Source organism: Streptomyces sp. NPDC091281, assembly GCF_044757425.1.
Classification (GTDB): domain Bacteria; phylum Actinomycetota; class Actinomycetes; order Streptomycetales; family Streptomycetaceae; genus Streptomyces.
The window spans coordinates 78,069-97,056 of record NZ_JBIVUY010000005.1 but is presented as its reverse complement, the minus strand read 5'-3'; the positions used below and the strand labels follow the sequence as shown (position 1 = coordinate 97,056).

The window sequence follows — 18,988 nt, the reverse complement described above, 5'->3', positions numbered from 1 at the left end:
CGTGTACGAAGGGAGCCGTCACACATGACATCGATCACCGCGGTGCCGTCGGGACGCCCCGGCGGAGCGGACCCCTCCGGGCGGCGGCGCCCGGCCCGGACGGTCCTGGCGGCCGCCCGGGGAGCGGCCGGGTTCGCCGCCCTGGCGGGCGTCTACGAGATCCTGCGGGCCACGGGCGTCCTGCCCGCCGCCGACACGGCCGGCGTGGGGAGCGTGCTGGCCGCGGTGGCGGACGGCGTGGGCGACGGCTCGCTCACCCGCGCCACCCTGGAGACCCTGCACGCCTGGTCGCTCGGGCTGGCGGTGGCGGCGGTGATCGCCGTCCCCCTCGGCATCCTCGTCGGGAAGTCGTGGACGGCGTTCACCCTGACCGAGGTCGTGGTCGAGTTCCTGCGACCGGTGCCGTCCGTCGCCCTCGTCCCCGTCGCCGTCGTCCTGTTCGGCCTCGACCTCACCATGCAGGTCTTCCTCGTCGCGTTCGCCTGCGTCTGGCCCGTCCTGATCCAGACCCGCTACAGCGTCCGCGCGCTCGACCCCGTGATGCTCGACAGCGCCCGCACCTTCCGGCTGTCGCCCGGCGCCCTCCTCGTCCGCGTGGTGGTCCCGGCCGCCACCCCCGCCATCCTGACCGGCCTGCGGACGGCCGCGTCCCTCGGCGTGGTGGTGGCCGTCGCCGCCGAGATCGTGGCGGGCACCCCGGGACTCGGCCGCTATCTGGTCGACGCCCAGCAGGGCGGCCACACCGCCGCCGCCTTCGCCGCGGTCCTCGTCTCGGGCGTCCTCGGGCTCATCGTCAACGCCGTCTTCGCCGCCGCCGAACTCCGCCTCGCCGGATGGCAGCAGCACAGCACAGAGGAACGCCGATGAACATATCGCCCAGTCAGCCCGTGCGGGCCCGCGCCCACGACGGCCCGGCCCCGGCCCGCGCCGCCGCCCCGCCCCCGCCGCCCGCCGCACCGCCGGGCGGGCTCGCCCGGCTGCGCGGGCGGCTCGGGCTCCGGGCCCGCGGACGGCTCGCCCGCCGCCTGCGGGGCTGGGGCTTCCTCGCCCTGCTGCTGGTGCTGTGGGAGATCGCCGGCCGCCAGGACACCACGGGCCTGCTGCCGCCCGTCGGGGACGTCCTGAAGGAGGTCGGCACCATCGTCACCGGCGACGGACTCACCCGCGACGTCCTGCCGTCGATCGCCCGCGCCCTCGCCGGGTTCGCCGCGGGCTCCGTCGTCGGCATCCTCCTCGGGGTGGCCCTCGGCTGGTGGCGGTGGCTCGACCCCTGGCTGCGGCCGTCGCTGGAGTTCCTGCGCGCGGTCCCGCCGCCCGCCCTCGTCCCGCTGGCCGTCGTCGCGTTCGGCGCCAGCACCCCGCTGCGGATCGCCGTGATCGCCGCCGGAACCTGCTGGCCGGTGCTGCTGAGCACCACCGACGGTGTCCGCCGGGTCGAGCCGGGCTTCGTGGAGACGGCCCGCGTCTACACGCCGGGCGGCAGCCTCACCGTGCTGCGTCGCGTCGTGGTCCCCGCGGCCCTGCCCCAGATCATGAACGGTCTGCGGATCGGCCTCGCGGTCTCCCTGATCGTGATGGTGATCAGCGAGATGGTCGCCTCCTCGTCCGGCCTCGGCTTCCTGATCCTCCAGAGCCAGCGGATGTACGCCATGACGCCGATGTACGCGGGTGTCCTCCTGCTGGCCCTCGCGGGCTGGCTGCTCACGCTGACCTTCTCCGCGGTGGAGCGCCGTGCTCTGTCGTGGTTCGACGGAATGAAAGGGCGCGACCATGACTGACGCCACCGGGAGCCGGGACCTGCTGGCCGTCTCCGGACTGGGCAAGAGCTTCACGCACCGCTCCGGGACGAGCACCCCGGCGGTCGGCGACATCTCCTTCACCATGGCCGACGGCGAGTTCATCGCCGTGGTGGGCCCCTCCGGCTGCGGCAAGACCACGCTGCTGCGCTGCCTGGCGGGCCTCCTCGCCCCGGACCGCGGCACGCTCCACTACGCGGGGAAACCGGTCGACGGGGTGCCCGAGGGGCTGTCCGTGGTGTTCCAGGAGTACAACCGCAGCCTGCTGCCCTGGCTGACGGTCCGCCAGAACGTCGAGTTCGGACTGAGCGCCCTGCCCAAGTCCGAGCGCGCCGCCCGCGCCACCGCCGCCCTGGAACGGGTCCGCCTCGCCGACGTCATGCAGCACGCGCCGTGGCAGCTCTCCGGCGGCATGCAGCAGCGGGTCGCCGTGGCGCGCGCCATCGCCACCCGCCCCCGGCTGCTGCTGATGGACGAGCCCTTCGCCTCCGTCGACGCGCAGACCCGTATCGCCCTGGAGGCCATGACCGCCTCGATCAGCGCCGAACTCGGCCTGGCCACCCTGCTGATCACCCACGACATCGACGAGGCGATCTTCCTCGCCGACCGTGTCCTCGTCCTGTCGGCCCGCCCCAGCGAGATCGTCGCCGACATCACCGTCGACCTGCCCCGCCCCCGCGAGGAGGTCGAGGTCAAGGCCACCGCCGCCTACCAGCGCTACCGCAGGCAGGTCCACGGACTGATCGTGGGCGACGCCGTGGACGCGGGAACCGCCGTCCGCTGAAGACCCCGGCCGCCTCCGGGCCGGCCGCCTCCGGGCCGGCCGCCTCCGGGCCGGCCGAGGACGTCCCGGACGCGGGCGCGGCGCGGGTGTGGGCGCGCCGCCGCCCGCGGGACGCCGCGCGCCGTGGGTTGCGCGGTGCGGGTGTGGGCGCGCCGCCGCCCGCGGGACGCCGCGCGCCGTGGGGCGCGCGGCGTACGGGGCCGGGTGGGACGGGGACGACGGCGGGCGTGAGGGCGGCCGCCGTCGTCCCCTTCCGTTCCCGGCTTCCTGGCCACGCGCCACGACCGCGCGGCGGGCGGACTCCTGGCCACCTCCTGAGCCGCGCCCGCCGCGTGACCGGGGGGTGGCGCGGGCGGTCACCGCGCCGAGCGGAACGCTCTCCCCTGCGGGGTGAGCGCGCCGTCGCCGCGGAACAGGGTGGTGCCGGGGCCCTGTTCGTCGGTGCCGAGACCGAACCAGGCGTACCGCTGGAGGTAGGGCAGCCCGGCGAGCATCTTCGTCGCGGAGGTCAGGAACGCCGCCTGTTCGCCGTCGGTCGGGTACCGGGTGCCCTGCGAGAAGTCGATCAAGGCGAACTCGGTGAGCCAGATGGGCTTGTGGTAGCGCTGGTGGACGGCGTCGAGGTAGCCGCGCAGCTGGCTGACGGCCGCCTCGGTGCGGAAGTCGCCGCCGTACCAGTGCAGGGTGATGAAGTCGACGCGCAGGCCGCGCTGTTCGGCGCCGGTCATGAAACGGTCCAGCCAACTCCCCGACCGGTCCCCGCCGAACGCCACGGCCGGGCTGCCGAGCTTGCTGCCGGTCGACTCCAGGCGCGGCCACAGGTCGAGGGCCTGCTCGACGGACATGTTCGCCTGGGACGCGAAGTCCGGTTCGTTGAACCCGAGAAGGTACGGGCCCGCCGCCTTCGCACGCGCCAGGGCCTGCGGGGTGACGTTGTCGGCACCCCAGATCATCGGCACGAACTCGGCGCTGCCGCCCGCCACTTGGGGGTGGTCGGTGGACCAGGTGTAGTACCAGCCCGCGCCGGACCGGTCGAGCGCGCTCCGCGCGCCGGGGAAGGACCAGACGCCCACGCCCTTGCGCCGGGTGGACACCACGGGCGTCGCGGCCTCCGGCACCGCCGCCGCGCGCGTACCGGCCGCCGACGGGGTGGCCTTCGCCCGTGACGACGGCGACGCCTTCGGCGTGCCCTTGCTCGCCGACGGGCTCGCCGACGGCGACGGGGAGGCCGTGCCCGGGGTGGGGGAGGGGGTGAGCGTGCCGGGCGCCGACCGGGGCAGCCGGTCGGCCGCCGCGGTGTCCGCGCCGCTCCCGCCGTCCCGCGACGGCAGCAGGGCCCACGCCCCGAGCACCACGGTCGCGGTCGCGACGGCCGCCACGACGGTACGGGCGTGCCGGGCCGCCCCGGTCCGGGGCGCACGGTGGTGCCGCCCCGCCGAGTGCCGCCCACCGCTCCGGCCGGTCCCCGGCGTGACGTCCCCGCCGCCGTGCGCCGCCGGTCCCGCCGCGGCGGCCGTCGCCGTGTCCCGTACGACGGCCTCCAGCACCGCCCGGTGAAGACCCGCGGGCGGCACCAGCAGCGGCAGCCCCGTCAGCAGCCGCGCCACCGGCAGCAGCCGCCCCTGGGCCGCGCCGCAGCGGCGGCAGCCCCGTATGTGCCGGGCGATCCGCTTGCGCCACAGCGGGCTCGGCACGGCGTCCCAGGGGCGCGTCAGCTCGGCCAGCTCCGGGCAGGGCGGCTGGACCGCCAGCGCCCGCACGACCGTACGGGCCACGTCGAGCTGTTCCTTCAGCCGCTGGACGCGTACCGCCGTGTGCCGCCCGGACAGCCCGAGCGCCTCGCACACCTCCGCCCGGCTCAGCTGCCCGCTCTCCTCCAGCCACCACAGGGACAGCAGCTCCCCGCTGTCCCCGTCCAGCCAGCGGGTCGCCTCGGCGACCTCCCGGCGGTCGTCGTCCAGCGCGAGCCGCAGCACGGTGAGGGACGCGAAGTCCGAGGCGGGGTCGGCGAGCAGGGCCGCCGCCTCCATCGGCTCGCGCGTGCGGCGCTCCTGGCTCCGGTCCCTCATCCAGTCGCGTATCCGCCGCACAGTGATGGCCACCATCCACGATCGGTACGATTCCGGCCGTTCCAGCCCGTCGAGGCTGCGCACCACCCGCAGCAGCGTCTCCTGCACGACGTCGTCCACGTCCTGGTGCCCGTCCAGGGCACGGCCGACGAGGTTGTAGACGAGCGGCAGGGACTGGGCGACCAGCTCCTCGACCGCCCGTGGATCACCGGAACGGGCGGCCGACACCAGCGCGGTGCCGGGGCCGGGTCCGTGGTCTTGGCGCATGAACCGACGACTCCCTCAAGTCGAACCCCTGGAGGCGCCACGCCCCCTGCGGGACGGGCGCGGACGGGCCGAGCAGTGCCCGTCCACTATGGGAGACGTCCGTACACGGGCGCGACAACGAAAATCCCGCGCACGGATCGCCGGAGACCCTACGGCTATCGGTCCGCTCCGGTCACCGGCGCGGGGCGCGGAGCACGAGCAAGGTGATCTCGCTCGGGGCGAAGACACGGAACGGCGGGCCCCAGAAGCCGGTGCCGCGGCTGGTGTAGAGGAGGGTGCGGGCGCCGTGGCGGCTGAGCCCGGCGAGGGCGGGCTGGTCCAGCCGGACCAGGTGGTGGAAGGGCCAGATCTGGCCGCCGTGGGTGTGGCCGGACAGCTGGAGGTCCACCCCGGCCGCCGCCGCCCGGCCGACGAACGCGGGCTGGTGCGCCAGGAGCAGCACGGGAAGGTCCGGATCGGCGCCGGCCAGGGCCCCGGCCAGGTGGGCGCGGTGCCCCGCCAGGCCGGACGCCTCGGCGGTGACGTCGTCCACGCCCGCGACCACCAGGGTGTCGCCGCCGCGCTCCAGCAGCAGGTGCCGGTTGCGCAGCGGCTCCCAGCCCAGCTCGTCCATCAGGTCGACCCAGCCCTGCGCCTCGCTGTAGTACTCGTGGTTGCCGGTGACGTAGACCCGCGCCCGGGTGGCGCGCACGGTGCCGAGGGGAGCGGCCTGGGCGCGGCGCCGCTCGGCCGTGCCGTCGGCGATGTCACCGGTGTGGCAGACCACGTCGGCGTCGAGCGTGTTCACCGTCTCGCACACCCGCTCCGACCAGCGGGCCCGGTCGAGCGGCCCGTAGTGGGTATCCGTGATCAGGGCGACCCGCAGGCCGTCCAACCCGGCGCCCAGGCGCGGGAGTTCCACGTCGAGCCGCCGTACGCGGGGCACCCGGCGGGCCTCGGCGTACCCCCAGCCGAGCAGGACGGCGCTGACGCCGATGACGGCCCAGGCGACGATCCGGGCCCGGTCCTCGGCCTCCCCGACCCCGGCGAGGGTCAGGGCGAGCCGCAGCAGCACACCGAGCAGCACGGACCAGGTGAACAGCACCCAACTCGCGCCCAGCAGGGTGTCACCGAGGATCGCCGCCCCGTCCTGCTGGCGCCTGCCGTGGCCGCGCACCATCGCGAGCGGCATGGCGACGAGGCCGAGCGCGAACACGGCGGTGCCGGCCAGCGTCACGGGCAGCGGCCAGTGCTGGCCGCCGTGCAGCAGGACCCAGCAGGGCACGGCCCACAGCAGGAGGGGCGCGACCAGGGGGAGGAGGCGCATCGCGCGCCGCAGCAGCGGGCTCGGCTCCGCCGCGGGGGCCCGGCTGTCACCGGGATGGGTGTCGCTGGTGTCGGTCACGTGTACCTTCCCGGGCCGGGCTGCCGTCCGGCGCACTGTATCCGGTCCCCTCGGACCGGCCGACCGGAGTCCCGCCGACCGGACCGGGGCCCGCGCCCGGCGGACCGGGCGCGCGTCTGCTGTCCAGTGTGCCGCCGCGCGTACGGCGGTGGGGGTCAGCCGGAGGCGGTGGCAGTGGCGGTGGCCCTCCGGGTGCGGCCCGGCTTTTCCCGCGTCACGCGAGGAGTTCCTCGGAGCGGTCCCACAGGCGGCGGGCCAGGTCGGTGTCGCGGGCCTGGGCGCTGACGCGCCGGGCGGGCTTGCGCTTCTCGTAGTAGGCGCCGGGCTCCCAGTCGACGCCGGGGCGGCTCGTGGCGAGCCAGAACAGGGATTCTGCGCCCTTCTCCGGGGCGATGAGCAGGGACCGGGTGAGCGGGTTGGTGGTGACGAACCGCATCAGCCTGCTCTCGGAGCGGGTGCCGAAACTCGTGGCGACGTTCCCCGGATGGAACGCGGCGGCGGAGATGCCGTCCCCGTGGTGGCGGCGGTGCAGTTCCCGCGTGAAGAGGATGTTCATCAGCTTCGCGGCGTTGTAGGCCCGTACCGGGGTGAAGTTCCGGTCGTGGTTCAGGTCGTCGACGTCCAGTTTCCCGGCCAGGCGCGCGCCGACGCTCGACGTCTGGAGGACCGTCGCACGGGAGGCGGCCAGTTTCGCCAGGAGCAGCCGGGTCAGCAGGAACGGCGCCAGATGGTTGACCTGGAACGTCGTCTCGAACCCGTCGGCGGTCCTGACCCGGTCGCCGAAGACACCGCCCGCGTTGTTGGCGAGCACGTCGATCCGGGGACACGCGGAGTCCAGAGCGGCGGCGAGCGCGCGTACCTCGTCGAGGCGGGTGAAGTCGGCGACGTGGTGGTCCGCGCCGATCTCCCGGGCGACGGCCCGTGTCTTCTGCGGGGAGCGGCCCACGACGACGACGCGGTGTCCCTCCGCGTGCAGCCGCCGGGCCGCGGCGGCGCCGATGCCGTCGCTGGCACCGGTGATGACGACGGTCTTCTGCTGGTCCATGGTCTGCCCCTGCTGCGGAAACGGTCCCGGAGGATGACGGCGTCAGCATACGCCTGGTCTGTCAGTCGCTGTCACGTGCGCCTGTCGCTGCTAGGATCGGCGCATCATGAGCGACCAGCAGCCCGATCTCCGCGAGCGCACCCGCAGGGCCGTGCAGAAGGAGATCGCCGAGACCGCCAACGCGCTGTTCGTCGAGCGCGGCTTCGAGGCCACGACGGTGGACGACATCGCGGCGGCGGTGGGCATGTCGCAGCGCAGCGTGTTCCGCTACTTCGCCACCAAGGAACACATCGTCCTGGGCAAGTTCGACCTCGTCGTCGACGACCTGCTCGACGCGCTGCGCGCCCGCCCGGCCGACGAGCCCGTCTGGACGTCCCTGCGCCGGGTGTTCGACGTCCTGGTGACCCTCGCGCAGACGCCGGGCCACGAGGAGATGGTGGAGCCGGTCCACCGGATGGTCTTCGAGACCCCCGCCCTACTCGCGGGCTACCTCCAGAAGCTCCAGCAGCTTCAGGACGCCGTGGTCACCGAACTCCTGGCCCGCGCCGAGGCGTCCGGCAGCCCGTACGCCGCCGACGACCCGACGCCCCGCGCCCTGACCGCCGCCGCGTTCGGCTGCCTCGTGGCCGGGCAGCACGCGTGGCTCGCCTCCGCTCCGCGGGCGAGCTTCGCCCAGGCCGTCGACCGCGCCATGGCGACCGTCGTCCCCCGCACCCAGGGCGCGCCGCACGCGTAGGGCGGCCTGCGTCTCCTTGTTCCTGAGGGCCCCGAACGTACAGAACGCTCCGGTGACCCGGTGGCTACGGGTGGAACCGCCAGCGGCCCTCCGACACGACGTCCACCTCGCCGTCCCGGACGCGGACGGCCGTCTCGTCGTCGATGAAGTAGATCGGGAAGTCCGCCCGTTCGACGATGCGGTCGGCCCAGGCGTCGTTCCGCTCGGGGAAGTCGGGCGAGTCGAGATGCGGCTTGAGATACCAGTCGAACAGGCCGAACGGCGGCTCCACGTCGGTCGCGCCCAGCACGTGGAGGTCCGCGGCGTCCCCGATGACCTCGGCGGAGTGCGCGGTGAGATGGCGGCTGAAGATCATCGAACCGGCGCTGACACCGACGTAGACCCGGCTCTCCAGCAGTTCCCGGAAGTCCTCGGCGAGGCCGTTGCCGGTGATGCTGCGCGCGAGGTGGTAGTGGCTGCCGCCCTCGACGTGGACGACGTCGGCGTGGCGCAGCCGGTCGAGCACCAGGTGGCGGGGCAGGCCGTTCAGCTCCAGGATGTCGAACTCCCGCCAGCCGAGCCCGTGCAGCCGGTTCATGTCCTGGAGGACCCAGCCGTGGTCCCCGCTCTCGGCGACCGAGGCGGTGGGGACGAACACGACGTTCGCCGACCCGAGCGGCTTGCCCACCATGTCCCGCAGCGCGTCCCGCAGTGTCTCGTTGCGCAGGCCGCTCGCCGTCAGCAGAAGGTTCATCGCACGACCCAAACACGCCCGAACAGCACGCGCAAACGTTTTCGCGCCGGGCGCCGGGCGAGACCCGACCCTCTCCGGCCGCCCGCGTACGGCCCGCCGTGACGGAGTCGGTCAGGCGTGCTCACCGGGGCTCGCCGCGGGCGATCAGCGTGATCAGTTCCCAGGCGGTGTGGGCCGCGGCCAGGCCGGTGAGGTCCGCGTGGTCGTAGGCCGGGGCGACCTCCACGACGTCGCAGCCGACGATGTCCAGACCGGCCAGCCCGCGCAGCGTGCGGAAGAGTTCGCGGGTGGTGAGACCCGCCACCTCCGGCGTACCGGTTCCCGGGGCGTGCGCGGGGTCCAGGACGTCGATGTCCACGGAGACGTAGACCGGCCGGTCACCCAGGCGCCGCCGGATGCGGTCGACGACGTCGGCGACGGGCCGTTGCTGGAACGCCTCGCTGTCGATGATGTCGAACCCGGCCGCGCGGTCGTCGTCGAGTTCGCCGGGGTGGTGGACGCCGCCCCGGGTGCCGACGTGCTGGCAGTGGCCCGCCGCGAGAAGCCCCTCCTCGGCGGCCCGGCGGAACGGCGATCCGTGCCAGAGGCGGGCGCCGTGGCAGGTGTCCCAGGTGTCGAGGTGCGCGTCGAAGTGCAGCACCGCGAGGGGGCCGTGGACCGCGGCCGCCGCGCGCAGCAGGGGCAGCGCGACGGTGTGGTCGCCGCCCAGCGCGACGATCCGGGTCCCGCCGCCGGTGAGGTCGCGGGCCGCCGCCTCGATCGCGGAGACGGCCCGGCCGATGTCGTACGGGCCGACCGCGACGTCCCCCGCGTCGGCCACCTGCTGGGAGGCGAAGGGGAAGACGTCGAGGACCTGGTGGTAGGGGTGGAGCTGGCGGGAGCACTCGCGGATGTGGGCGGGCCCGAACCGCGCCCCCGGACGGAAACTCGTCCCGCCGTCGAAGGGGATGCCGAGGACGGCCACGTCCGCCCCGCCCACCTCGTCCAGGCGGGGCAGCAGGGCGAACGTGCCGGGACCGGCGTAGCGAGGCACGACGGAGGTGTCGCGCTGACCGACAGGAGTCGGATGAGACATCGGGGTCCTTCCTCTCTCGTCCGCCGACGGGCGGCACGCCGCCGCTGTTCCCGCCGGACGACGGACCGCCAGCCTCACCGGAACCGGCCGCCGGAAGAACCCCGTACGCCTTCCTCTGAGCGCAAGAAGAACTGATGCTTGTACGGTCTGGGGTAGCGTGGGCCGATGCTCAGTGCCCGACGGCTCAGCCTGCTCCGCGACGTCGCGAGGACCGGTTCCATCGCCGGGGCGGCCCAGCGCGCGGGCTGCACGCCCTCCGCCGCCTCGCAGCAGCTCGCGGCACTCGAACAGGACCTCGGCGTCGCCCTGCTGGAACGGACGCCGCGCAGCGTGCGCCCCACCGAGGCGGGCCGGGTCCTCATCGAACACGCCCACCGGGTCCTCGCCGCACTCGACGCCGCCGAGGCGGCCGTCCACGCCGTGTCCGGGCTGCGCGGCGGCAGGCTCCGTGTCGCGTCGTTCCCCAGCGTGGCCGCCGACCTCGTCCTCCCCGCGATGACGGCCTTCCGGCGACGGTACGGCGATGTCCGCCTCACGTTCACCGAGGCCGAACCGGAGGACTCCCTCCCGGCCGTCGCCTCGGGCGACCTGGACCTCGCCGTCACCCACCGGTACGGCCGGCTGCCCCGGCCCGACGCGGACGCGGGACTGCGCCAACTCCTCCTGCACCGCGACCGGATGGTGCTCGCCGTACCGCCCCACCTCCAGCGGTCCGGCCGCACGAGGGCCCGGCTGCGGGACTTCGCCGGGGCGACCTGGCTGGGCTCGCTGGCCGAGACGGGCTTCCAGGCCGCGACCGAACTCCTGTGCCGCGCCGAGGGGTTCGAGCCCGACATCGCCTACCGCTCCGACCGCTACGAACTCGTCCTCCGGATGGTCGCCGCCGACCTCGGCGTCGCCCTCGTCCCCGGACTGGCCGCCGTGCCCCACCCCGGAGTCGCCTTCGTCGAGGTGTCCGAACCCGGCGGTCTCACCCACGACATCCACCTCACCACCCGCGCCGCGGACACCTCACCCGCGGTCGAGGCGATGGCCGCGCTGCTGGTCGAACGGAGCGTGACACTTCCGGCCGGTGCCGGTGCCGGTGCCGGTGCCGGTGGAGGTGGCGGTGGCGTTCGCGCTGGCGACCCGGCGCAGGGCCGACCACTGGGCCCCTGACCGCCGTGTCCCGGTCGCCGTGTCCCCGGTCGCCCTGCCCCCATCGCGGTGTCCCGGTCCCGCCGCCTCCTGCACGCACGGGAGCGGGCCGTGCCGGTGGGCACGACCCGCTCCGTGTGTGGTGCCGTGGGGGGATCAGCGAGCGGCGTTCAGCTTCTTGACGGCGGCGGCGAGGCCGTTGACCCAGAGCTGGTTGACGCGGGAGCGCTCGGCCGCGTTCGGGTAGCGGTTGGTGCAGGACGTGCCGGGACCGCCGCCCGACATCAGCTCGCTGCACGGGCCGCTGTAGTGGTCCGGGAGACCGAGGACGTGACCGGTCTCGTGCGCGGTGACGCGGACCGAGTCGTACTGCCGGTTCTGCGCGTAGTCGAGGAAGATGTAGCCCCTGCCGTGGCCGTTGGTGGAGGCGTAGGAGCCGCGCGAGTCGTTGCCCTCGTAGTAGGAGAAGTCGCCGGTGCCCGAGGTGGCGGCCAGCTTGACGTTGGAGACGGAGCTGTTCCAGATCGAGGTGGAACTCGATATCTGGGAGCGGAAGCTCGGCGCCTGGGCGGCGTTGTAGTAGACGGTGACGACCCGCAGGCTGGGGTCGGCCGCCTTCTTCTGGGCGGCCGAGGCGAGCACGGCCTCGAAGAACGCCTTGTTGTTCTTGGCCTCCTCGGCGGAGCCCGCGTAGCGGGAGACCGGGGCGTCGGTGGGGGTCTGGGCGCTGGCGGGGACCGCGGTGCCCAGCGCGGCGGAGGCCAGGCCGACGCCGAGGGCGAGCGCCACCAGTCTCTGGGGAATCCGGGACATGGTCATGTGGGGGTTCCTCGTTCGTGTGGGGTGTGAACGACCGGACGCCATGAGTGTGGGTCAGCGGGAGCGCCCCGGAATGATGCCAAGTGGGGATAGCGCCGAGCTATCGGCCCCCAACTCGTACTGTTTCGTTGGTGTTTGAACATCTGGTACGGCCCGGATGACGCCCGTACGCTCTGCGCATGGAGTTGGAGGTGAGGCACCTGCGGGTGCTGTGTGCCGTCGCCGACGCCGGGAGCCTGCACCGGGCGGCGCGTGAACTCGGCATGGCTCAGCCCTCGTTGAGCACCCAGTTGCGGCGCATCGAGCAGACCCTCGGCGGCGCCCTGTTCAGCCGTGACCGCACCGGCAGCAGGCCCACTCCGCTCGGGCGGCTGGTGTTGAGCAGGGCCCGGCCGCTGGTCGCGGAGCTGACCGCGATCGTCTCCGAGACGAGGGCCGCCGCCGCCCGCGCGGCGGAGGGGCCGAGGCTGCGGATCGGTGCCACGGCGAGCCGGGCCCTGCCGGGCTGGCTGCGGCGCCTGCGCGGCCGGGTGCCGGCGGTGGAGCCCAGCCTGTCCGTGGACGTGTCCGCGAACTCGCTGCTGCGGCTGCTGGCCGAAGGACGGCTCGACCTGGCGTTCGTCCACGAGGTGGAGGGCAGCCCGCTGCGCGTCCCGGCCGGGCTGTGCGTACGGGTCCTCATGGAGCGCGAGCCCCAGTTCGTGACGCTCGCCGCCGACCATCCGGCGGCCTCGGGCCCGGTGGTGGCGCTGCGCGACCTGGCCGGGGACCGGTGGATGGTGGACGCCTCGGTGGACGGCGAGTGGGACGGCGTGTCCCGGGTGCTGCGCGAGGCGGGCCTCGACGCCGACCTCCTGCACGGCGACTACCTGACCGCGTACTCGCTGGCCGCGACGGGCGAGGTGGTCACCGTCAGCCAGCCCACCACGGGCCCCCGCCCCGACCTCGCCGTCCGCCCCCTGGCGGGCGACCCCATCGGCGTCCGCCTCCTCCTGGCCGCCCGCACCGAGACAGAACTCGACGAGACCTACCCCGAACTGGAGGCCGCCTACTGGGAAGCGGCCCGCCAGTCCCCGCCCTACCTGGCCTGGCTCGCCCGCGAACAGTCCCTGTCGGCCGGAAGCGAGGAGACGTGGACCCCGGAGGAGGCCGGAGGCGGCGGGGCGGCGGTGGTGGGGGCCTGACGACGCGGTCGGCGCGCGGCGATGCACGGTCCGGCTTCCGGCCCGGCGCCCCGGCTCCCGACCCCCGCCCAGCCCGTCCGCGTGACCGTGATCACGGCCGTTCCTCCGGGAACGCTGCGTAGGCTTGGGGCGTCGTGACTATGAGACAGCCCTTGACCTGCGAGGACGCGGGCAGGGAGCCTACTTGTGGGAGTTCCTTCATGCTGCGCACCATGTTCAAGTCCAAGATCCATCGCGCCACCGTCACCCAGGCCGACCTGCACTACGTGGGATCGGTGACCATCGACGCCGACCTGCTGGACGCCGCCGATCTGCTGCCGGGGGAGCTGGTGCACATCGTCGACGTCGACAACGGGGCGCGGCTGGAGACGTATGTGATCGAGGGGGAGCGCGGGTCCGGGGTGGTGGGGATCAACGGGGCCGCCGCGCACCTCGTGCACCCCGGGGACCTGGTGATCATCATCAGTTACGCTCAGGTGACCGACGCCGAGGCGCGTGCCCTGGAGCCCCGGATCGTGCACGTGGACCGCGACAACCGTGTCGTGGCCCTCGGCGCCGACCCGGGGGAGCCGGTGCCGGGGTCCGACCAGGAGCGCGGCCCGCAGGCGGTCGTCCGGACCGTCCCGCCCGTGCGGTCGGCCGCGGCCGCCGGCTGAGCGACCGCACGCCTCCACCGACCGCCCTACCCGCACCCGCACCGGTACGGCACCCAGACGACACCGCCACCACGAGGAGCGCGCCCATGAGTGACATCCGGATTCGTGACGACCGCCCGGCCGGACGGCTGGAGGCGCTGGGCGGGGACGGTGGTGGTGAGGTCGTCGGGCGGATCGAGTACTTCGTGCTGGAGGAGCCCGCCGCGGCCCTCGTCCCCGTGCACACCGTCGTCGAACCCGCCCACGAGGGCCAGGGCATCGCCGGAGCCCTGGCCCGCGAGCTGTACGCCCTCGCCGCCCGCGACGGCGTGCCCGTGGCGCCGCTCTGCCCGTACGTCGTGAAGTGGGCCGCCCGCCACCCCGAGGAGGCCCCGGCCGCCGACCCGGCGCTGCTGACCGCCGCCAAGGACTGGCTGCGCGCCCATCCCGGCCGCTTCTGAGCCAGGGGAGCGGGGGTCCGGCGGGGCGAGTGTCCCTCGTCCCGCCGGGTAGGCGGGGGAGTGATCCAGAGCCGAGAGAACCGCCACTGGCCCGGAGGACCCGATGACTCAGCCGTACCCCGAACCGACACCCCCCTCGCCCGTGCCCGGCCCGGACCCGTACCCCACCCCGGTACCGCCCCCCGAGCCGCCGCCGGGCCCGGACCCCACGCCCCCGCCGATGCCACCGACCCCGGTCCCCGACCCGTCGCCGGTCCCGCCGGACCCCGAGCCCGTGCCGTCCCCGGAGCCGGGACCCCCGCTGTCGTAGGCCACCGGGCGCCACCCGGCGCACACGCACGGAAGGCGGGCGGTGTCCGCCACGACACCGCCCGCCTTCCGTCTGCCGTCCCGACGCCCGGTCTCCGCTACGCGGTCACCTCCGAGCGGTCACCGCCCCACAGCGTGTGGAACGAGCCGTCGCGGTCGACGCGCCGGTAGGTGTGCGCCCCGAAGAAGTCCCGCTGGCCCTGCGTGAGCGCCGCGGGCAGCCGCTCGGCGCGCAGCGCGTCGTAGTAGGCGAGCGCCGCCGCGAAGCCCGGCGTGGCCACGCCCTGGAGGGTCGCCGCGACCAGCACCTCGCGCCAGGCGTCCTGCGCCGCCCCGATCTCGGCGGCGAACGTCTCGTCGGAGAGCAGGCTCGGCAGGTCCGGGCGGGCGTCGTAGGCGGCGCGGATGCGGTCCAGGAACGCGGCCCGGATGATGCAGCCGCCCCGCCACAGCGCGGAGACCGCGCCGAGGTCGATGTCCCAGTCGTACTCCTCGCTGCCCGCCGCGATCTCGTGGAAGCCCTGGGTGTACGACACGATCTTCGACGCGTACAGCGCCTGCTCGACGCGGTCCGCGAAGGCCTGCGCCTCCGCCTTGTCCAGCGCCTTCGGCGTCGGGCCCGGCAGACCCCGCGAGGCCTCCCGCAGGCCCGCGTGACCGGACAGGGAGCGGGCGAAGACCGCCTCCGCGATGCCCGACACCGGCACGCCGAGGTCCAGCGCGATCTGCACGGTCCAGCGGCCGGTGCCCTTCTGCTCCGCCTGGTCGGTCACCACGTCCACGAACGGCTTGCCCGTCGCCGCGTCCACGTGCGACAGCACCTCGGCGGTGATCTCGATCAGGTACGAGTCCAGCCGCCCGGTGTTCCAGGTGCGGAAGATGTCCGCGATCTCGGCGGGGGAGTACCCGGCCACGTCCCGCAGCAGCTGGTACGCCTCGCCGATCAGCTGCATGTCGGCGTACTCGATGCCGTTGTGGACCATCTTCACGAAGTGGCCGGCGCCGTCGGGACCGACGTGCGTCACGCACGGCGCGCCGTCCTTCGCCTTCGCGGAGATCTTCTCCAGCATCGGGCCCAGCGAGCCGTACGACTCCACCGAGCCGCCCGGCATGATGCTCGGGCCGTGCAGCGCGCCCTCCTCGCCGCCGGAGATGCCCGCGCCGACGAAGTGCAGGCCCTGCTCGCGCAGTTCCCGCTCCCGGCGGCGGGTGTCAGCGAAGTGCGCGTTGCCCCCGTCGATGATCATGTCGCCGGGCTCCAGCAGCGGCGCGAACTCCTTGATCACCGCGTCCGTCGGCTCGCCCGCCTTCACCATGATCACCAGGCGGCGGGGGCGCTCCAGCGCGGCCACGAACTCCTTGGCCGTCTCGGCGGCCACGAAGGAGCCCTCGTCACCGAACTCCTCCACCAGGGCGTGCGTCTTCGCCGCCGTCCGGTTGTGCAGGGCCACCGTGTAGCCGTTTCGGGCGAAGTTGCGGGCCAGGTTGCGGCCCATCACCGCGAGTCCCGTGACACCGATCTGGGCTGAAGTAGTCATCCGGTTTGGCTCCTCGAAATCTGTGCTCACTGGCGCCGGTCGCGTCCGCCGGTCCCGTCCTGCGGACCATCCTGGCGCGCCGGTACGCCGACCGCACGTGCTACGCGCGTGAAGTCGCGTACACAGATACGCACCAGGAGCCCCACCCGCCTCACCCGTCGCCCAACGGACCCGTGAACCGCCGGGGTTGAGCCAGTGCGGCCGATAGTCGTCTTGTCACGGGCAGTGAGCAGCCCTTACTTTTGCCGCTCCTGACGCATGTCGAGGGGGATCTCCCATGGCCGTACGCGGCCGGCACCGCCGGTACCAGCCGAACAGGATCAACCGGGCCTCGCTCACCGTGACCGCGGGAGGTGCCGGGATCGCGCTCCCTCTGATCGGCACCGGAGCCGCCCAGGCGGCCGACGTGGACACCTGGGACAAGGTCGCCGCCTGCGAGTCGACCAACGACTGGGACATCAACACGGGCAACGGCTACTACGGCGGGCTCCAGTTCACCCAGTCCACGTGGGAGGCGTTCGGCGGCACCCGGTACGCGCCGCGCGCCGACCTCGCCAGCAAGGACCAGCAGATCGCGATCGCCGAGAAGGTGCTCGACGGTCAGGGGCCCGGCGCCTGGCCCGCCTGCTCGGTCCGCGCGGGCCTCACGCGGGGCGGCGGCGAACCGGACATCGACCCGGGCGGCCGGTCGGAGACCCGCAAGGACACCGGCGGGAAGAGCGCCGCCGCGAGCAAGAGCAGCAAGGGCGAGAGCGCCAAGAGCGCGAAGACCTCCCTGAAGGACGTCCAGCCGCAGAGCACGCCCCAGTCGCGGGCGGGCAAGGCCGAGATGTACACCGTGGTGCGCGGCGACACCCTCTCCGGCATAGCCGACGACCAGGACGTCCGCGGCGGCTGGGCGCGGCTCTACGCCGCGAACCGGGCGACCGTCGGCGCCGACCCCGACCTGATCGTGCCCGGCCAGCGGCTCTCCGTGCACGCCTCGGGCGCCGTCAAGGCCCCCGCGAAGGCGCCCGCCAAGGAGAAGGCCGCCGAACGGACGGAGCGCAAGGAGACCAAGGCGCGGGCCCCGGAGAAGAAGCGGAGCACCGAGCGGAAGGCCACCTCCGGCGGCTCGCTGGTCGCGCCCGTCGACGCCGGGACGGGCACCCCGTACCACGCGTCGGGCTCCTCCTGGTCGAAGGGCTACCACACCGGGGTCGACTTCCCGGTCGCCACCGGGACCTCGGTGAAGGCGATCGGCTCGGGCGAGGTCGTCAGCGCGGGCTGGGGCGGCTCCTTCGGCTACCAGGTCGTCGTCCGGCACCCCGACGGCCACTACTCGCAGTACGCGCACCTGTCGGCGATCTCGGTCCGCGACGGCCAGTCCGTGGCGGCCGGGCAGCGGCTCGGCAGATCCGGCTCCACGGGCAACAGCACGGGCCCGCATCTGCACTTCGAGGTGCGGACCGGGCCCGGTTTCGGATCGGACGTCGATCCGGTGGCCTATCTGCGCGCGGGCGGCGTACGGCTCTGACCGGCCCGCCCACCGGGCGGTCCGGCGCGCGACCGCGCCGCCGCCCGGTGCTCAGGATTTGACGCGGACCCGGTGCCGGTTCACCACCGGCATCGGCACGTACGGGCCGCCGTAGAACGGGCCGAACAGCGGCAGCGGGGCGGCCGAGTCCTGGAGCGCCGAGCCCGGCAGGACCGCCGCGGGCGCCGTCGCCGGGGCCGCGTCCCGGGTGCGGTCCGGCGCCGGGATCAGAAGGGTGTCCGGCGCCGTCCGCGCCGCCACCGGGCCCGCGGCCCGGAACGTCTCCGGAAGCGCGCCCGCCGCTCGTCCCGCCGGGACCGGGCCCGCGTCCAGCGCCTGCCCGGACGCCGCCTGCTGCTCCGGAAAGGCGGCGATCAGATCGGCCGTGACGCCGGACACGCCCCCGGTCGGGACGGCCGCCGTCTTCTGCTCACCCCGCTCCGCCGCCGCACCGGCCTCGCGCGAGGTGTCCCGCGCCAGCCGCTCGGTCGTCAGCAGGATCAGCCCGCCGGCCGCCACCACCCCGCAGCTCAGCGCGAGCGCGGTGCCCGTGGTGCCGTAGCGGAACGTCTCGCCGAACATCGTGATGCCGACCGCGGCCGCCACCACCGGGTTCACCACGGTGAGCGTGGCCAGCGGGGCGGCGAGGCCCGCGCCCCGGTAGGAGGCCTGCGACAGCAGCATCCCGGCCGTGGCCAGCACGCCGATCACGGCCAGGGACGGCACGTCGCCCGCCGACACCCCGCCGGTCCAGTCGACCGCCACGGTCTTGGTGAACACCGACGACATGCCGAACGCGATGCCGGACGCCGTCGCCAGCAGCATGCTGCGCACCGCCGGATGCCGGTGCGCGGCCCGCCCGGCCACCATCAGCGCGACGATCGCGCCCCCGGTGACGACGGCCGCGCCCACCCGCTGCGGGGTGCTCAGCGACTGCGCGTCGGAGGCGCCGACCAGGGAGAGCAGACCGGCCAGACCGACCGTGGCCATGATCGCGCCGCGCCAGGCGGTCGCCCCGGCCCGGCGGCCCACGAAGAGCGCCGCCATGGGCAGCGCGAAGACGATGGTGAGAGCGCCCAGCGGCTGCACCAGGCTCAGCGGGCCGTAGGCCAGCGCCACCACGTGCAGCAGACCGCCGAGGCCGTTCAGCGCGACCGCCGCCCACCAGCCGGGGCGGCGCAGCGGCGCGTACTGCTCGTCCGGGGAGGACTCCGCGACCCGCTCCTGGACGATTGCTCCGCCCGCGTAGGCGACGGCCGACACCAGCGACAGGACCACGGACAACGCGAGGGCACTCATGTGCTGCTCCTCTGCGTGGGGCGGGGCTCCGGGGCCCGGCGCGGCGAACGGTCGGCTCTCATGACCAACACGATGCCTTGTGGATCTGTTCCCGTCGTCGTCCCTGAGCACCCAATGGGTCCTACTGCCGATGGAGTACGAAGGGACCACTGTCCTCCCCCGGGTGGGCGTCCGGGTGGACGTCCGGGGGGACCTCCCGTC

General features: G+C 74.3%; 17 protein-coding genes. 9 read left to right on the top strand and 8 right to left on the bottom strand.

The features are described from left to right. The first annotated feature begins 24 nt into the window (after positions 1 to 24). The 3 genes from ACIQPQ_RS15095 to ACIQPQ_RS15085 are packed head-to-tail and all read left to right on the top strand — an operon-like array spanning position 25 to position 2,580. A complete protein-coding gene (locus ACIQPQ_RS15095) occupies positions 25 to 867 on the top strand; it encodes an ABC transporter permease (protein WP_401303750.1) in 843 nt (280 codons plus the stop codon). Beyond that, complete coding sequence (locus ACIQPQ_RS15090; protein ID WP_401303748.1) at positions 864 to 1,778, top strand: ABC transporter permease; 915 nt, start codon at positions 864 to 866, stop codon at positions 1,776 to 1,778. Before ACIQPQ_RS15095 ends, ACIQPQ_RS15090 begins: the two co-directional genes overlap by 4 nt. Beyond that, a complete protein-coding gene (locus ACIQPQ_RS15085) occupies positions 1,771 to 2,580 on the top strand; it encodes an ABC transporter ATP-binding protein (RefSeq protein WP_383780120.1) in 810 nt (269 codons plus the stop codon). The genes ACIQPQ_RS15090 and ACIQPQ_RS15085 overlap by 8 nt, the downstream gene beginning before the upstream one ends. A 356-nt stretch (positions 2,581 to 2,936) precedes the next feature. Here the strand turns inward: ACIQPQ_RS15085 and ACIQPQ_RS15080 are convergent, their stop codons facing one another. From ACIQPQ_RS15080 to ACIQPQ_RS15070, 3 genes are all read right to left on the bottom strand, one after another. Continuing rightward, entirely contained in the window at positions 2,937 to 4,916 is a 1,980-nt protein-coding gene (locus tag ACIQPQ_RS15080) for a sigma-70 family RNA polymerase sigma factor (protein ID WP_401303745.1), read from the bottom strand. A gap of 172 nt (positions 4,917 to 5,088) precedes the next feature. After that, positions 5,089 to 6,300 (bottom strand): metallophosphoesterase, encoded by a 1,212-nt coding sequence (locus ACIQPQ_RS15075; protein ID WP_401303742.1) that lies wholly within the window; start codon positions 6,298 to 6,300, stop codon positions 5,089 to 5,091. A gap of 214 nt (positions 6,301 to 6,514) precedes the next feature. Next, a complete protein-coding gene (locus ACIQPQ_RS15070) occupies positions 6,515 to 7,345 on the bottom strand; it encodes an SDR family NAD(P)-dependent oxidoreductase (protein ID WP_401303739.1) in 831 nt (276 codons plus the stop codon). Positions 7,346 to 7,451: 106 nt separating this feature from the next. On the opposite strand from ACIQPQ_RS15070, the gene ACIQPQ_RS15065 reads away from it, so the two are divergent. Beyond that, positions 7,452 to 8,081 carry a TetR family transcriptional regulator gene (locus ACIQPQ_RS15065; protein WP_401303737.1) on the top strand — a complete coding sequence of 210 codons (630 nt, stop codon included), beginning with the start codon at positions 7,452 to 7,454 and terminating at the stop codon, positions 8,079 to 8,081. A 64-nt stretch (positions 8,082 to 8,145) separates the two neighbouring features. Here the strand turns inward: ACIQPQ_RS15065 and ACIQPQ_RS15060 are convergent, their stop codons facing one another. Together ACIQPQ_RS15060 and speB are read right to left on the bottom strand one after the other, a co-directional pair. Continuing rightward, positions 8,146 to 8,814, bottom strand: a complete 669-nt coding sequence (locus ACIQPQ_RS15060) for a Type 1 glutamine amidotransferase-like domain-containing protein (protein ID WP_401303734.1) — start codon at positions 8,812 to 8,814, stop codon at positions 8,146 to 8,148. Between the two features lie 121 nt (positions 8,815 to 8,935). Further along, positions 8,936 to 9,889 carry an agmatinase gene (gene speB / locus ACIQPQ_RS15055; RefSeq protein ID WP_401303732.1) on the bottom strand — a complete coding sequence of 318 codons (954 nt, stop codon included), beginning with the start codon at positions 9,887 to 9,889 and terminating at the stop codon, positions 8,936 to 8,938. A gap of 165 nt (positions 9,890 to 10,054) precedes the next feature. On the opposite strand from speB, the gene ACIQPQ_RS15050 reads away from it, so the two are divergent. Then, a complete protein-coding gene (locus ACIQPQ_RS15050; protein ID WP_401303730.1) occupies positions 10,055 to 11,047 on the top strand; it encodes a LysR family transcriptional regulator in 993 nt (330 codons plus the stop codon). A gap of 135 nt (positions 11,048 to 11,182) precedes the next feature. Here the strand turns inward: ACIQPQ_RS15050 and snpA are convergent, their stop codons facing one another. Then, entirely contained in the window at positions 11,183 to 11,845 is a 663-nt protein-coding gene (gene snpA / locus ACIQPQ_RS15045; RefSeq protein ID WP_401303727.1) for a snapalysin, read from the bottom strand. Positions 11,846 to 12,024: 179 nt separating this feature from the next. Here snpA and ACIQPQ_RS15040 point away from each other — a divergent pair, with 179 nt between their 5' ends. The 3 genes from ACIQPQ_RS15040 to ACIQPQ_RS15030 all read left to right on the top strand — a co-directional run bounded on the left by ACIQPQ_RS15040 (position 12,025) and on the right by ACIQPQ_RS15030 (position 14,125). Further along, positions 12,025 to 13,029, top strand: a complete 1,005-nt coding sequence (locus ACIQPQ_RS15040) for a LysR family transcriptional regulator (protein ID WP_401303725.1) — start codon at positions 12,025 to 12,027, stop codon at positions 13,027 to 13,029. Between the two features lie 200 nt (positions 13,030 to 13,229). Further along, positions 13,230 to 13,685 carry an aspartate 1-decarboxylase gene (panD, locus tag ACIQPQ_RS15035; protein ID WP_401303722.1) on the top strand — a complete coding sequence of 152 codons (456 nt, stop codon included), beginning with the start codon at positions 13,230 to 13,232 and terminating at the stop codon, positions 13,683 to 13,685. An 86-nt stretch (positions 13,686 to 13,771) separates the two neighbouring features. Further along, positions 13,772 to 14,125: a GNAT family N-acetyltransferase gene (locus ACIQPQ_RS15030; RefSeq protein WP_401303720.1), complete on the top strand. Its 354-nt coding sequence runs from the start codon at positions 13,772 to 13,774 to the stop codon at positions 14,123 to 14,125. 407 nt (positions 14,126 to 14,532) lie between these two features. On the opposite strand, the gene gndA is transcribed toward ACIQPQ_RS15030, so the two are convergent. Further along, on the bottom strand, positions 14,533 to 15,972 hold the full coding sequence (gene gndA / locus ACIQPQ_RS15025) for an NADP-dependent phosphogluconate dehydrogenase (RefSeq protein ID WP_383780098.1): 1,440 nt from the start codon (positions 15,970 to 15,972) through the stop codon (positions 14,533 to 14,535). Positions 15,973 to 16,249: 277 nt separating this feature from the next. Between gndA and ACIQPQ_RS15020 the strand changes: the two genes are divergently transcribed. Then, a complete protein-coding gene (locus tag ACIQPQ_RS15020; protein WP_401303718.1) occupies positions 16,250 to 17,488 on the top strand; it encodes a transglycosylase family protein in 1,239 nt (412 codons plus the stop codon). Between the two features lie 51 nt (positions 17,489 to 17,539). Here the strand turns inward: ACIQPQ_RS15020 and ACIQPQ_RS15015 are convergent, their stop codons facing one another. Next, positions 17,540 to 18,787 carry a DMT family transporter gene (locus ACIQPQ_RS15015; RefSeq protein ID WP_401303716.1) on the bottom strand — a complete coding sequence of 416 codons (1,248 nt, stop codon included), beginning with the start codon at positions 18,785 to 18,787 and terminating at the stop codon, positions 17,540 to 17,542. Positions 18,788 to 18,988: the final 201 nt, after the last annotated feature.